Genomic DNA, 14,560 nt, shown 5'->3' with positions numbered 1-14,560 from the left:
TGTCGATGTGGGGCGTGCGGGCGGCGCCACCGCCCCCACGCTCAACGCCGCCGCCCGCACGCCCCACATCGACAATTTCGCCCGAACGTTCGTGCTATTTTTCGCCATGACGAGGTCCTCCTCGGAACGACACACCGCCAAAGAAATCTCAGGAGCCCTGGGGACGGGCGGCGCGCAGGAGCGCGTCGAAGGCGCGCCGGGCCCACGTCTCCGCGCGCGGCTCCTTCAAGAGGCGCGCGGAGTGGTGGAAGCCCAGGAGGAGCGCGTTCTCATCGTGGGCGAACTGCTCCACGTCCACGTCCTTGTGGAAGTGCCCCTCGGCGACGGCGATGCGCGCGGCCTGGGCCAGGCAGTCCAGCCAGTCCCGCTGCGTCTGCACCAGCCTGTCGCGCGCGGGCCCGGGCGCGTCATCCAGCTCCGTGGCCGCCGCCACGAAGATGCACCCGCCCTCCGGCACCAGCTCCCGCTCCCACGTCAGCCAGTTCTCGAAGAGGGCCCGCACCCGAGGCTCGCCCCGGGGCTGCGTGAGCGCCGGGCGGATGACCCGCTCGGTGAACAGCGCCGTCGCCGCCTCCAGGATTTCCACCTGGAGCGACGTCTTGGAACGGAAGTGCGCGAACAGGCCGCTCTTGGAGAGCTGCAGCTCCTCCGCCAGCCCGCCAATGCTCAACCCCTGCAAGCCCACCCGGCTGGCGAGCTGGATGGCCCGCTCGAGAATCGCCTGATGGGTGAGCTCGCCCTTGCGCATGGGCTCTTTCTAAACGCTCGTGCTTTTTTCCGCAAGCCGATGAACGGGAGACCGCTCAGCCCTCGGAGTTGCGCAGGAAATCCGCCACCTGGGCGAAGCGGTCATCCAGGAAGCGGCGCAGCCCACCCGTGACACCCCGCGCGTCCAGGGCCTTGCCCATGGCGCGCAGCCACGCGTCGCGCATGGACAGATCCACGGGCACATGGCCATGGCGCATCCGCAGGCGCGGGTGGCCATGCCGCTCCGCGTAATGCTGCGGCCCGCCAAGCCACCCGATGAGGAAGAGGCCGAAGCGCTCGCGCGTCCCGCCGTTCACCCGCCCCTGCTCGTCCAGCTCGTGCAGCTTCGCCAGCACCGGCTCGTGCGCGTCCATCGCGTCATAGAAGGCCCCCGCCAGCGCCATCACCGCATCCGCGCCACCGATGCGCTGGTACGGCGTGTCATCCAACGTGGGCACCCAATCATCCGAGGGGGCAACTTTGAGCTCAACGGGCATGACATCCTTCAACATCGGTGCGGGCGCGGGTCTTCCCTCGGTGGAACGAGCGCTCGGTGCGCCGTCGTGAGGGCTGTCGAGAGGGCGATAGGTTGGCAGGGCCCTCGCGGGTTGCCCATCGAAGATTTGACCGGGGTGAGACTCGGTTGCTAGAGCCTGCGCCACCCGTGCCCCCATCCACCCTTCCTCCGCGGACCCGCGCGATGCCTCCGCCTCGCGTCTGGGTGCTCGACGACAGCTCCGTCGAGACCGAGGCCATCCGCCGAGCGCTCACGCCCGCCTGTCAGGTGGAGACGTTCATCGACGGCGCCGCCCTGCTGGAGAAGCTGGGGCAGGAGCACGGGCTGTTGCCCGAGGTGCTGGTGCTGGACTGGTACCTGCCGGGCATGTCGGGCCTGGAGGTGTGTCGCTTCGTGCGCTCCGGGCCCGCCACCTCGCTGATTCCCGTGCTGCTGCTCACCGTCAACACGCGCGCGGACGACGTGGTGGAGGCGCTCGCCGCGGGCGCCAACGACTACGTCTTCAAGCCCTTCCGTCCGGTGGAGCTGGAGGCGCGCGTGCTCGCCCTGGCCCGCCTGGAGCGCCAGCGCCGCCAGTTGCTGGAGGACGAGCGCGCGCGGCGCATGCTGGCCGAAGGCACCCTGACGGAGGTGCAGGCCGCGGAGGAGCGCGCGTGGCGCAGCGAGCTGCGCTTCCGGCTGGCCGCCCGGGCCACGCGCGACGCGGTGTGGGAGTGGGACCCGCGCACGGACGCGGTGGATTGGACCAGCGGCCTGCACGAGCTGTTCGGTCATGTGTCCGGGAACATCCGCGACACGCGCGCCTGGTGGGCGGAGCGCCTGCACCCGGAGGACCGCGAGCGCGTGGTGCGCGGCCTGCGACAGGCCGTCTCCAGCGAGAGCCACGAGTGGCAGGACACCTACCGCTTCCAGCGCGGCGACGGCACCTGGGCCCACGTGGTGGACCGGTGCCACATCGTCCGCGACTCGGACAACCAGGCGGTGCAGGTGGTCGGGGCGATGCAGGACGTCACCGAGTGGCAGCAGACGGAGGCCGAGCGCCTGCGCCTGCTGGCCGAGGTGCACGCGCAGGCGGACTTCGAGCGGCAGCTCATCGGCATCGTCAGCCATGACTTGCGCAACCCCCTGGGCGCGATAACGCTGGCGGCGTCCCTCCTGGCGCAGCGTCCGGACGCGGATGACCGGCAGCAGCGCAACGTGCAGCGAATCCTGCGCGCGGCGGAGCGGGCGACGCGGATGATTCGCGACCTGCTCGACTTCACCCGGGCCCGGCAGGGCCGGGGGCTGCCCATCTACCCGCGCCCCATGGACCTGCACGAGGTGGTGCACGCGGCGCTGGACGAACTCCAGGCGGCCTGGCCGGAGCGCCGCATCGTCTCCGAGTACGAGGGCACCGGCGCCGGCTCGTGGGACCCGGACCGCATCGTGCAGGTGCTCGGCAACCTGGTGGGCAACGCGATGCAGTACAGCCCGCCGGACACGGTGGTGCGCGTCATGGCGCGGGGCGAGGACTCGGGCATCGTGCTGGAGGTCCACAACAAGGGCCTGCCGATTCCCGGCGACATCCAGTCGCGCATCTTCGAGCCGCTGGAGCGCGGCGTGGAGCGTCCCGAGGACCGGGGCATGCGCAGCATCGGCCTGGGGCTCTACATCGTGCGCAGCATCGTCCTGGCGCACGGCGGCACCGTGGAGGCGCACTCCACCCAGGAGCAGGGCACCACCTTCACCGTGCACCTCCCCCGTCAGCCGCCCGTCGCGCTCGCCACCAAGGCGGCCGAGGATGACGGCCAGGCCGCGGGGTAGCGGCCTTCACTCCACCCAGCGCTTCGGCCTGCGCTTCAGCGTGGTGACACCCAGTTTGTCGCAGAAGGACTCGAACGTCGCCCGGGGCACGCCCCGCCACGCCAGGTCCTCCAGCGTCTTCGTGCCGGGCAGCGGCGCGTCCGTCACCAGCGTGGCGAGCCGCCGGTACAGGAGCGCATCTGCGCGGTGCTCGCGCAGCGTCGCGGCGAGCTTGTCCGCGCCGCGCGGGCGCACCGTCCACGTGCTCGCGTCGTCCGGAATCGACTCCAGCTTCCCGTAGGCCGTCAGCAGCGACGCCGCGCCCTTCTCCCCGAAGCCCTTCAGCCCGGGGATGCCGTCCGCGACATCGCCCATCAACGCGAGCCAGTCCGGCACGCTCGCGGGGGACACCCCCAACTTCGCGCGCACCGCGTCCTCGTCCAGCACCTTCTCCTGCCGCCGGTCCACCTGCACCACGCGCTGGCCGCGCACGCACTGGCCCAAATCCTTGTCCGGCGTGCAGATGCGCACCTGCTCCACCTGGTCCGCCCACTTCGCCGCGGCGGTGGCCAGCGCGTCGTCCGCCTCGTGCTCCTTCATGGACCACACGCGCACGCCCAGCGCCGCGACGGCCTCCTCGGCCAGGTTGAACTGCGCGTGCAGCTCCGGCGGGACGCCCTCGTCGCTCTTGTACCCGGCGAACAGCGCGTTGCGGAACGAGCGGATGGGGTTGTCGAACGCCACCGCCACGTGCGTGACGGCTTCGTCCGCGTCGTGCAGCAGCATCAGCAGCGAGGACATCAGTCCCACCGACGCCTTCACGTCCTGCCCGTCCGGCGCGGCGTGACCCGGCCGGGGCGAGAAGTGGGCGCGGTACAGCTCGTAGGTGCCATCCACCAGATGCAGGCGCATGCCTCCTCCTACCGCTCCTGGCGCCTTCCAGCCAGCTTCCGCCGACGTCACGACGCCGCGAGCGCGCAAGGATGGCTTGCGATATCGCGTGGCCGCCCGCTCCCTCTCCGGGCGGCTTGTCCCGGTGTGGATTGCCGGGTTGTCGGCCCGAGCACACTTCAGGACCTGGGGCGCGACACCCGCGCTCCGTGGACTGACGGCTGGAGGTAGACCGTGCGCCCGAAGCTGCTTGCCGCGATGCTGTGCGCCACCCTGTTCGGGTGCGCCGGCCAGAGCGTGAAACACGTCTCGAACAGCAAACGAACGGAGGCCATCGCCTCCATGCGCGCAGCCGAAGGAGCCGGCGCCGCGCGCATCCCCGAAGCCGCGCGACATCTGGAGTTCGCCCGCCAGCAGGTCAACAACGGCGAGCAGCTTCTGGTGGATGAGGACACGCCAGGCGCGGAGCTGAGCTTCATGCAGGCGGACGCGGACGCGGACCTCGCGTTGGCGCTCGCACGTGCGTTGCCCCTGGAGCGGCAGGCACAGCAAACCACCCAGCAGGCCCAGGCGCTGCAACGCGGCCTGCAGTGAGCCCACTCCCGGAGGAAACCGTCATGGTGCGAACCAAGCGTGGATGGAAGGCCCTCGTCGGAGCGACGACGCTCCTCGCGGCGGGGAGCGCGAGTGCCGCTCCGCCCAAGGAGCTCGTGGAGGCGCGGTCGGCCTACCAGCAGTTGATTGCCAGTCCCCAGGGGCGTGAGCGTCCCCGGGAGGTGACCGAGGCGCGCGATGCCCTGCGCGAGGCGGAGCAGGCGTACCAGAACGAAGACCACTCCACCCGCGCCCGGGTGCTGGCGTACGTGGCCCTGCGCAAGACGGAGACCGCCAACGCCTGGGGCAGCGCGGAAATCGCCGCCAGGCAGCAGGCCCAGGCCGAGCGGGCCCTGAGCCAGGCCCAGGCCCGACATGAGCAGCAGCGGCTGTCGCAGACCCAGGCGGCCCAGCAGCAGCAAGTCAATGACCAGCGGCTGTCGGAGGAGTCCTCCCGACGCCAGCAACTGGAGACCGAGGCCCAGCGCCTGGCCCAGCAGAACCAGGAGCTGCAACGCCAGACGGCGGAGCTGCAGGCGCAGCAGCAGGCGCGAAGCCAGGCGGACCAGCAGACCGCCCAGCAACTCGAGGCCGAGCGACAGGCGCGCCTGGAGGCCGAGCGCAAGGCCAGCGCGGCGCTGACGCAACTGGACCGGGCCAACAAGGACCTCAAGGTGAAGGAGGAGGCGCGTGGCACGGTGCTGACGCTGTCGGGCAGCGTCCTCTTCGCCTCCGGTGCGTCGGACCTGCTGCCGGTGGCCCGGGACAGGCTGGCGGACGTGGCCCAGGTGCTGAAGGAGGGCGACAAGCCGCTGCTCATCGAGGGACACACGGACTCGCAGGGCTCGGACGCGCTCAACGAGCGGCTGTCCTATGCGCGCGCCGAGCGCGTGAAGGAGTTCCTCATCGACCAGGGCGTGCCCGCCAATCGCATCGAGGCGCGCGGCATGGGTGAGTTCCAGCCCGTGGCCACCAACGCCACGGCCGAGGGTCGCGCGAACAACCGCCGCGTGGAAATCGTCATCGAGCGGGGCGGCCAGCGCGCCGTCGGTGGCAGCGGCCAGGGCGAGGGCACCGGTGGCGCGGGCTCCGAGCAGAAGAAGCAGGCTCCGGAGTCGGGCTCCTCCAGTGACACCCTGCCGCCCCAGGAGAACACGAGCGGCGCGGTGCCCTCGGGCCAGCAGGGCCCTGCCTCGGACCACGAGGACTTCCACGGCGGCACGGGGGGCGGCGGCAACATCCCCGCGTCGGAGAGCCAGGGGCAGCAGGGCACGTCGGCCGACCATGAGGACTTCCATGGCGCGGGCGGCTCCAACCCGGACGGGAAGCAGTAGTCACGCCGACGCCCGCCCGGCCTCGCGCCGGGTGGGCCTGGCATGAAGCGCCTCGGTGATGTGCGTGAAGACTCCTCGCTCCGGACTTGCTGGTGGCCCCTGGGCCCCGGGAGGCCCGGAGCGTGGTGCTTCGGCCACCCCGCCGAGCCCCTGTTCCCTGGAGCAGGCCCATCACCTCGGGCCTTCCGGTTCAGGCGCGCGCGGCGAGAGGACACGCTAGCCTGCGGGCCGCTTTCGCCATGGCCTCCGACAAACACACCGTCCTGCTCACCACCGAGCGCCTGAGGGTGACGCAGTTGCCCCCCGACGGGGCGGCGCGCGTCGTGGCCTATTACGAGGCCAACCGCGACCACCTGGGCCCGGTGTCTCCCACGCGGCCCACCCACTTCTACACGCTGACGTACTGGCGCACGCGGCTGGCGCAGGACTTGGAAGACGCGCGCTTCGACATGTCGCTGCGCCTGGTGGTCCTCCCGCGCGCGGAGCCGCTGTCGTCCGCGCCCGTCATCGGCAATATCTCCCTCACGAACATCGTCAGGGGTCCGCTCCAGGCGGTGACGCTGGGCTATGGCCTGGACCACCGCCACGAGGGACAGGGCTTGATGACGGAGGCCCTGCGCGCCGTCTGCGCCCACGCCTTCACCACCATGGGCCTGCACCGCATCCAGGCCAACCACCTGCCGGAGAACCTCCGCAGCGCCGCGGTGCTGCGACGGCTGGGCTTCACCGTGGAGGGCTACGCGCGCGACTTCCTGCGCATCGACGGCCGCTGGAGGGACCACATCCTCACCGCCCTCGTCGCCCCCGAGGGCAGCCCCACCGCCGCCGAATAGTCTGGAGGCCGCACCGTGGCGTATCTGTTCCTGCTGGGGGCCATCGCCTGCGAAGTGGTGGCGACGAGCCTGCTGAAATCCACCCAGGGCTTCACCCGCCTGTGGCCCACCGTGGGCTGCCTCACGGGCTACGCGGTGGCGTTCGCGCTCCTGTCGCAGGCGGTGAAGCAGGTGCCGGTGGGAGTCGCCTATGCGATGTGGTCCGGCCTGGGCACGGCCGCCATCGTCGCCATCGGCGTCGTCTTCCTGGACGAGCCCATGAGCGCCACGAAGCTCCTCGGCGTGGCGCTCATCATCTCGGGCGTCGTGCTGCTCAACCTGCGCGGCGCGCACTGAGCGCCCGCGCGGGGCGACTCAGCGCGGAGACGCGACGGCCCGGGGCGCGCCATTCGCTCCCGCGGGCAGGTGCGTGTCCAGCCACTCCACCGTGCGCCGCATCCGGTCCACCACGTGCTCCGGCTTGCGCAGGGTGTGGCCCTCGTCCGCGTAGACGATGAACTGGGTCTTCACCCCCAGCTCCTTCAGCGCGTGGTGGAACTCGTAGCCCTGCGTGACGGGCACCTCCACGTCCCGCTCGCCGTGCAGCACCAGCGTGGGCGTGCGCGCCAGCTTCACGTAGTTGATGGGCGAGCTGCGCGTGTACACCTCCGGCTCCTCGTACACGGACGCGCCGAAGTACGGCCGCATCCACGCGTCGATGCGGTTGGTGCCGTAGTAGCTCTGCCAGTTGGCGATGCCCGCGCCCGCCACCGCCGCGCGGAAGCGCTGCGTCTGCGTCACCGCCCACATCGTCATGAAGCCGCCGTAGCTCCACCCCATGACGCCGATGCGCGAGGGGTCCACCGGCGCGCGCGCCAGCACCGCGTCCACGCCCGATACGATATCGCGCAAGTCCCCGCGTCCGAAGTCGCGCCGGTTGGCCTGCGTGAAGTCCGCGCCCTGGCCGAAGCTGCCCCGGAAGTTGGGGAGGAAGACATAGTAGCCCCGGGCCGTGAAGAGCAGCACGTCCGGCCGGAACGAGGGCACCACGCCCGCCGCCGGCCCGCCGTGAATCATCGTCACCATGGGCGCCCGAGCACCCGACGTGGGCGCCATCGACGGGGCGGGCGCCACCAGCCAGCCCTGCACCTCCACGCCGTCGCTCTTCCACGACAGGTCCTTCGTCTCGCCCACCAGCGCGCGCAGGTCCTCCTCGCGACGCGTGAGGCGCTCCCAGTCCCCCACCGGCCCCACCCACACATTCTGTGCCTGGGCGAAGGACTCGCGCACCACCGCGCTGCGCTTGCCGTCCCGCGACAGCGACAGCCCCACGGAGCCGCCCGCGCTCACCCGCTCCGGCCCCTTCCACAGCACCGTCACCCCACCCTGCCCCGTCGGGTCCACCGAGGCCACCGCCGACTCGCCCCTCACCTGCGCGCCGAACATCAGCCTGCGGGGCGCCACCCACTCCAGCGTCGTCGCCGTCGCCTTCATCCCCTCCGTGAGGTTGCGCGCCTTGCCGCCATCCAGCGGCACCAGCATCACATCCCCTCCGTTGACGCCCTGGTCGCTCATCAACCCCTCGATGACGGCCACGTGCTTCCCATCCGGGCTCCACACCGGCTCGGCGAGCTGCCACCGGGGCGCGTACACCACGCGCGCGCGGCCGTTGGCCGTCTCCAGCACGTACAGCTTCGCCAGCCACCAGCTCGCGTCTCCGGGAGGCGGCGCCGCGATGAAGGCCAGCCGCGTGCCGTCCGGACTCCATGCGTACTCGTAGACGAAGAGCTGCTCGGGGGACACCGCGCGGTGGGCGCCGTCCGCCACGGACACCAGCGCCACGCGCCGCACCGGACTGGACTCGCGCACCACGCCCGTCTCGCGCGCGGCGGGGCCCGAGGGGCCCTTGGCCTCTGCGGCCCCCTCACCCTCCATCACCAGCACCGCCAGGGACGCGCCATCCGGCGACCACCGCGGCGAGGCCAGAGGCCCCGTGAAGGACGTCACCTTCCGCGCCGGCACCTGCCCCAGCTCCGCGACGTACACCTGGGGCTGACCCCGCTGGAGCGCGTCGGAGAGGAACGCCAGCCGCTTGCCGTCCGGACTCCAGGCGATGGACGACTCGTCACACGCGCGCGCCTCGGGACAGGCGCTGATGCGCACCGCCTTGGGCTCGCTCACGTCCAGCTCCACCGCGTGGATGAGCGAACCGCCCGTCGACGCCGCCTCCACCCACGCCACCCACGTCCCCTCCGGAGACAGCGCCACCTGGCGGAAGCGCGTGGTGCGCCCCACCGCGCCCAGGATGGACTCCACCGACAGCTTGCCCGTCTTCGTCGCGGCCCCACGGACGACGACGGTCTCACGGTCCAACGCGGAGGGCGCGGGCGCCGACTCCCCCACCTGCGCGAACGCAGGAGGCACCGCGCACCACAGCGCCATCCCCAGGCCGACGACTCTCGCCACCATCCGAATCAACACATCCCCCCACGGGTCTGGAAGAGAGCACCAGACTACATGAGTGGGACGGCCTCGCATCCGGACACTTGCTCCGCGCACCCTTCGCACGGCGCCCAGGCCAGGCATGTCGTTCGTTGGACCTCGGAAGTTTTGGCGTGCGAGGAGTGACTCAGCGCGTCCATCGCCCGACAGACGCCACACTTCGAGGGAGCCATGCGCCAGGGCCGGTGAAGACTGCCGGGCCATGGCACGAACCGAGCGCGAGAAGATGCTTGCGGGGGAGCTGTACAACGGCTGGGACGCGGAGCTGACGGCGGCCAGGGCCCGGGCGCGCCGGCTCTTGCGCCTCTACAACGACACGCTGATGGAGGACGAGGAGGCCCGTGCGAGGCTGCTGGACCAGCTCATCGGGAAGCGGGGCGAGGGCTGCTACCTGGAGCCGCCCTTCCACTGCGACTACGGCACCTTCATCACCCTGGGCGAACGCGTCTACATGAACTTCCAGTGCGTCATCCTGGATTGCAACCAGATTACCATTGGTGACGACGTGTCATTTGGCCCCAACGTGCACATCTACGCGGCCACGCACCCGCTGGACGCGGACGAGCGAATCAAGGGCCCGGAGCTGGCGAGGCCCGTCACCATCGGCGCGAAGACGTGGGTGGGCGGCGGCGCCATCATCGTCGCGGGCGTCACCATCGGCGAGGGCGTCACCATCGGCGCCGGCAGCGTGGTGACGAAGGACGTCCCGCCGTACGTGCTGGCGGCGGGAAATCCCTGTCGCGTCATCCGCTCGCTGCGCTGAGGGCTTCAGCGCTTCGTCATGTCGAACAGCGCGCGCGCCTGCGGGCCCAGGAACCCGTCGAAGGCCGGCGAGCGCTCGGCAATCTCGAAGTACGCATAGGGCCACGGCCGACGGCCGCCCTCGCGCAGCGTCACCGACAGCGGCGCGGCCTGGGTGGCCGTCTGCCGCAGCGACGTGCCCGGCGCGCCTTCGATGTCCGCCTTCATGGGCACGCCCGCGTCGCGCATGCGCTGCTGCCACGCCTCCACGTCGTCCACCGAGCCGGTGAAGTGGTTCACCTTGCGGCCGAAGGCCAGGAGCCAGGCGCCGTACTGCGACTCCTTCTCCAGCTCCAGCAGCGCGGCCTCCGACGGGGGCGGCGGCGAACAGAACCACGCCGCCAGCGCGTCCACGTCCTCCGGCGGCGGCGGGTCGTCCGGCAGCGTGCCGAGCAGCTCCCGGGCGCGCGGCGACAGCTCCTCCGACTTCAGCTCGGAGAGGAAGACGCGCGGCAGCCCCTCCGGGTGCGACAGGTAGATGGCGGAGAGGTGCGCGTCGGGGAAGGTGTACGCCCCCGCGGGCTTCCAGCCCAGCCGCTCGAACGGACGCGAGAAGAGGGCGATGCCGCCGCCGGGCCGAGCCAGCGAGCGCAGCGCGACGTGGTCATTGCGAAAGCTGCCCCCGGAGAGCTGCACGAAGGTGCGCGCATAGGGCACCTCGGAGGCGTAGCGCTCCCAGAGCAAGTCCAACAGCCGGGTGGCCTGAGAAGTCGTCATGGCGGCGCACTCTAATCCGCCCAGAAAAGTGCGGCGGCGCGCGACTCCGAGCCCTTGGAGGGGACTTCGTTCGGAGACGCGCGCCGCGCGCTAGAGACTCGCCTTGGAGTTTCGAGTCTCTGTACCCTTCTTGGTATGCATTGACTTCCGTTCCGGCCCGCTCGGCGCCACCCGAAGTCGTGCGGCGAAATAGGGTGCGTCGTTGGAAAACGCCAGTGCCGCGCAAGAGTGAGCATCAAAGCCGCGTTGCGCCACCCTGTAGCCCCACTAATTGACACGATTGTGAATAGAAAGTTGCGCCGTTGCTGTGTCGCGCGCGTCACGTCGCCGTCAACGCGCCCGACTCAGGCGAGGGCGGAGACGAGCCCCCAGGCCCACCTCCACCCTCTTCCACCACGAAACCCCACACCGGGCTCGCGCTGGACGACCCCCGAGCACCGCCGGATGCGCACGCGTCACCTCTCCACTGGGGCGGAGAAGCACGCGCGGATGAGCTTCCGCGAAACGGCGGACCCGGTCGGCACGCTGATGAACGCGGGCCCCGGAGAATCTTCCCTCCGCCCTCTCGATTTCTCGTCCTGTGACTCGCGCCTCATCAGCGCCCGAGAATGACGCACCGCTCCATGGCGGACGCGCGTCAGTGGAGGTGTTCGGGGAACATGGGCAGGCCGTGGAAGAAGCGGCGTCCGCTCTCGAAGCGGCGGTGGAAGCAGACGCGGTCCTCCACGTACATCCGGGCCATGTCCTCCTCACCGTAGGCGCGGAAGAAGGCGGCGCGGGCCTCGTCACAGGCGTTCTCGTATTCGGCGAGCAGGGCCTCCCAGTCCTCCGGCGGCGGCTCCTCGTCGTCGTGCCAGATGCCGTCCTCCATGCCGTACTCGCGCTCCATCAGGTCCAGCTCCAGCGCCAGGCGCTGGACGCGCGGTACCTCCGTCAGCGCCTCGTCCGCCATGGCGGTGAGGATGTGGGCCACCAGGAAGAAGCCCGCGTCCGGCGGCACCACGCCCTCCTCGCGCGCGGCGCGGAAGGCGACGAGCAGCTGCGCATCCATCGCGTCGTCCCCCAGCTCCAGCAGGCGCGTGGCGAGCCCTCGCCACCGGTCCTCCGTCTCGCGGGCCTCCTGGAGGGCCAGGGTCAACTCAGGGTCTCGCGTCTTCTTCATCTCGTGCTCCTGTCGGGATTGCCCCGCAAGCTCTCATCCGGGTCTGACGTGTGGACCTCGAATCCACGGACGTCGGTGTTCGCGGTTGCTTCACTCGTGCGTCGGGTGGCGGACGGGGTCCGCGCGCGGTGTCGGGAGGTGGACGGGTGCGGGCCCGCGCGGCCATGCTTCGCGGCACCGTGCCCCTGGCTTCGCGTCCCATCTCCCCCTCCGACAGCGACTTCCTCTTCGCCCTGTACGCCAGCACGCGGGAGGGCGAGCTGTCGGCGTGGGGTTGGACACCCGCGCAGGCGGAGGTGTTCCTGCGCATGCAGTGGCAGGCGCGGGGGCGTGACTGGTCCGCGCGGTATCCGACAGCGGAGGACCGGGTGGTGTTGGTGGACGGTCAGCCGGCGGGCAGGTTGCTGGTGGCGCGCGGCGAGAAGGAGTGGCGGCTGGTGGACATCGCCCTGTTGCCCACGCGCCGGGGCGGGGGCCTGGGGGCACGGCTGTTGCGCGAGCTGCTGGAGGCCGCGGGCGAGGCGCGCGTGTGCGTGCGCCTGCACGTCCTCCGCGACAGTCCCGCGCGAAAGCTGTACTCGCGACTGGGCTTCCAGGAGGAGTCCGGCGCTCCGCCCACGCCGGAGGATTCTCCGTACGTGGCCATGGAGTGGACGCCCGCGTCACATGCGGGCTGAGGGCGACAAGGCCCGGCTTGGGGGAAGCGCGCCATGCCCCTGGAACACGAACGGGCCGCGCGCCGATTGCGCGCACCGTGACGCCGCCGGGGAAATGCGAAGAAGCGCGCGGAGGCCCTGAAGACAGACAACGGGAGGACACTTCCGCGCGCTTGCTCCGGGGTCGCTCGCACGACCCGGGTGATGAAGCCATGGGCTGGCACGGGGCCGCTCGCGCCACGTCCATGGCCTGGATGCCAGCGGTGTCCCCCCGACTCGGATGCGAGCCGCCCCGTCCAGCGATTCAGCACATGCGCCCGGCCCATCCGCCGTCGGGCCGCGAGGGCCGGACGACACGAAGCACCGGGTGGGCCCGTGAGGGCCGAGGTGGGTCGCCCGTGGCGACCCGGCCTCCACATCACGACTCCCGCCGTCAGTCCCGAAGACAGACGGCGGGGGATACCTGGGTGCCCCACGAAGAAGGCCGAGGTGAGCCGCTCCAGCGACTCAGCCTCCACATCACGACTCCCGCCGTCAGGTCTCGAGGACGAGACGGCGGGCGCCTTCCCCCGCTTAGAGGAAGATGTTCTCCGGCGCGGGAACCACGGTCTGGAAGGTGAAGCCCGCCGCGCCAGCGCCGGAGGTGATGCCCGTCGCGCCGCCGTCGCCGCCGTCACCACCCATCGCGCCGCCGCCGCCGCCCGCCGTGGTGGCGGTGCTCGCGCCCTGGGGAGGAGCCGTGGTGCCCGCCGCGCCGCCACTCACGTCGAGGGTGCCCGTGATGGCGGGACTGGCGCTGGAGAGCAGGTGGATGATGCCGCCACCGCCACCGCCGCCACCGCCCTTGCCCGCGCCGCCCGCGTTGTTGGCATCTCCACCGCGAGCGCCCACCGCGCGGATGAATCCCCCCACCGTCACGTTGACCTTGCCCACGATGACGACGACTCCACCCGCGCCACCGCCAGCGCCGACGGTGTTGCTCACCGCGGGACCGCCCGCATCGCCATTCGCGTTGATGACGCCGCCCGATGGCACCCGCACCGTGCCCTGCGAGAGGATGACCAGCGAGCCGCCACCTCCGGAGCCCGTCACCCCCGCGACCTTCGCGCCTGAGCCACCACCCGTGGGACCCGGCCGCAGGAGCTGCGCGGCCTGGAGCGGCTGCAGGCCCAGGCCCTTCTGCGGCTCGCCAGCGGCGGACCGGGACACGCCCGCCGTCGCGGGACCCGCGCCGCTGTCCTCGGTGCCCTGGTCCACGATGATGGTGCCGTTGATGGTGACGTCCCCCGTGGCGCGGATGACCGTGCCGCTCGGAACGATGAGGGTGCCGGTGACAGTCACCGTCGTGAACTGGAGGTGCTGCCGCCCCGCCAGGGTGTTGAAGCCACCGGCCGTGGTGAGGTCCAACGTGTTGCCGGAGGCGACGGTCAGCGCGCCACCCGAGCCGTCACCATAGACGCCCGTCGAACCCGCCGGCCCCTGCGGACCCGTCGCGCCGGTTGCACCCGTCGCGCCCGTCGCACCCGTTGCACCGGGGGTGCCCGGCGTACCCTGCGCGCCCGTCGCACCGGGAACGCCCTGGGGACCCTGGGCCCCCGCGCACACGTACCGCGTCAGCGCCGCATTGACCTCACCCGCGTCCAGCACGCCGTTGCCGTTGGCGTCCTGCCCGAACTGGAGCCGCACACCGCCCGTGGCGCAGTTGGCGCCCGCCGGCTCGGCGGCCGTCGCCGCCACCGAGTGGAGGCCCGCGGCGCCCTGCGGACCCGTCTGCCCTTGCAGACCCTGCGGACCCGTCTGCCCTTGCACGCCCTGCGGACCCTGGGGCCCCGCGCACACGAAGCGCGTCAGCGCATCGTTGACCTCGGCGGTGTCCAGCGTGCCATTGCGGTTGGTGTCCACGCCCACTTCCAGCTTCACGCCACCGGTGGCGCAGTTCGCTCCGGCCCCTTCGGCCGACGTGCGCACCAGCGCGCTCAAGCCCGTGGCGCCCTGCTGTCCCTGCTGCCCCTCCGGCCCCGTCCCGCCCTGAGGCCCTTGAGGCC

At 71.5% G+C, this 14,560-nt stretch carries 14 protein-coding genes; 7 read left to right on the top strand and 7 right to left on the bottom strand.

The window, feature by feature from the left end:
- Positions 1–148 precede the first annotated feature (148 nt).
- Both HUW62_RS38665 and HUW62_RS38660 read right to left on the bottom strand, forming a co-directional pair.
- Positions 149–748, bottom strand: coding sequence for a TetR/AcrR family transcriptional regulator (locus tag HUW62_RS38665; protein WP_163871019.1), 600 nt, complete (start codon positions 746–748; stop codon positions 149–151).
- A 55-nt stretch (positions 749–803) separates the two neighbouring features.
- Positions 804–1,244: a group II truncated hemoglobin gene (locus tag HUW62_RS38660; RefSeq protein WP_176437255.1), complete on the bottom strand. Its 441-nt coding sequence runs from the start codon at positions 1,242–1,244 to the stop codon at positions 804–806.
- Positions 1,245–1,447: 203 nt separating this feature from the next.
- Between HUW62_RS38660 and HUW62_RS38655 the strand changes: the two genes are divergently transcribed.
- A complete protein-coding gene (locus tag HUW62_RS38655) occupies positions 1,448–3,067 on the top strand; it encodes an ATP-binding protein (RefSeq protein ID WP_217911797.1) in 1,620 nt (539 codons plus the stop codon).
- 6 nt (positions 3,068–3,073) lie between these two features.
- Here the strand turns inward: HUW62_RS38655 and HUW62_RS38650 are convergent, their stop codons facing one another.
- Positions 3,074–3,958, bottom strand: a complete 885-nt coding sequence (locus HUW62_RS38650; protein WP_176437253.1) for a 5'-3' exonuclease H3TH domain-containing protein — start codon at positions 3,956–3,958, stop codon at positions 3,074–3,076.
- Positions 3,959–4,171: 213 nt separating this feature from the next.
- Between HUW62_RS38650 and HUW62_RS38645 the strand changes: the two genes are divergently transcribed.
- The 4 genes from HUW62_RS38645 (at position 4,172) to HUW62_RS38630 (ending at position 7,034) form a co-directional block, all read left to right on the top strand.
- Positions 4,172–4,531, top strand: a complete 360-nt coding sequence (locus HUW62_RS38645) for a DUF4398 domain-containing protein (protein ID WP_163871015.1) — start codon at positions 4,172–4,174, stop codon at positions 4,529–4,531.
- A gap of 23 nt (positions 4,532–4,554) precedes the next feature.
- Entirely contained in the window at positions 4,555–5,865 is a 1,311-nt protein-coding gene (locus HUW62_RS38640) for an OmpA family protein (protein ID WP_176437252.1), read from the top strand.
- A gap of 239 nt (positions 5,866–6,104) precedes the next feature.
- The gene (locus tag HUW62_RS38635; protein WP_163871013.1) at positions 6,105–6,698 is read left to right on the top strand and encodes a GNAT family N-acetyltransferase; all 594 of its coding nucleotides are present in this window, start codon (positions 6,105–6,107) and stop codon (positions 6,696–6,698) included.
- A 15-nt stretch (positions 6,699–6,713) separates the two neighbouring features.
- On the top strand, positions 6,714–7,034 hold the full coding sequence (locus HUW62_RS38630; RefSeq protein WP_163871012.1) for a multidrug efflux SMR transporter: 321 nt from the start codon (positions 6,714–6,716) through the stop codon (positions 7,032–7,034).
- Positions 7,035–7,052: 18 nt separating this feature from the next.
- Here HUW62_RS38630 and HUW62_RS38625 read toward each other — a convergent pair whose 3' ends face one another.
- Positions 7,053–9,146, bottom strand: a complete 2,094-nt coding sequence (locus HUW62_RS38625; protein WP_176437251.1) for a S9 family peptidase — start codon at positions 9,144–9,146, stop codon at positions 7,053–7,055.
- Between the two features lie 235 nt (positions 9,147–9,381).
- Here HUW62_RS38625 and HUW62_RS38620 point away from each other — a divergent pair, with 235 nt between their 5' ends.
- The gene (locus tag HUW62_RS38620) at positions 9,382–9,942 is read left to right on the top strand and encodes a maltose acetyltransferase domain-containing protein (RefSeq protein WP_176437250.1); all 561 of its coding nucleotides are present in this window, start codon (positions 9,382–9,384) and stop codon (positions 9,940–9,942) included.
- A gap of 5 nt (positions 9,943–9,947) precedes the next feature.
- Here HUW62_RS38620 and HUW62_RS38615 read toward each other — a convergent pair whose 3' ends face one another.
- Both HUW62_RS38615 and HUW62_RS38610 read right to left on the bottom strand, forming a co-directional pair.
- Positions 9,948–10,697, bottom strand: a complete 750-nt coding sequence (locus tag HUW62_RS38615; protein ID WP_163871009.1) for a DUF1338 domain-containing protein — start codon at positions 10,695–10,697, stop codon at positions 9,948–9,950.
- Between the two features lie 637 nt (positions 10,698–11,334).
- Complete coding sequence (locus HUW62_RS38610) at positions 11,335–11,859, bottom strand: hypothetical protein (RefSeq protein WP_163871008.1); 525 nt, start codon at positions 11,857–11,859, stop codon at positions 11,335–11,337.
- Positions 11,860–12,005: 146 nt separating this feature from the next.
- Between HUW62_RS38610 and HUW62_RS38605 the strand changes: the two genes are divergently transcribed.
- A complete protein-coding gene (locus tag HUW62_RS38605; RefSeq protein WP_240357173.1) occupies positions 12,006–12,536 on the top strand; it encodes a GNAT family N-acetyltransferase in 531 nt (176 codons plus the stop codon).
- A 552-nt stretch (positions 12,537–13,088) separates the two neighbouring features.
- On the opposite strand, the gene HUW62_RS38600 is transcribed toward HUW62_RS38605, so the two are convergent.
- A partial coding sequence (locus HUW62_RS38600) for a collagen-like protein (RefSeq protein WP_255203896.1) occupies positions 13,089–14,560 on the bottom strand: 1,472 nt, incomplete at its 5' end.

Source organism: Myxococcus sp. AM011 (assembly GCF_013372595.1).
Classification (GTDB): domain Bacteria; phylum Myxococcota; class Myxococcia; order Myxococcales; family Myxococcaceae; genus Myxococcus; species Myxococcus eversor.
This window is presented reverse-complemented; position numbering and strand designations above follow the sequence as displayed.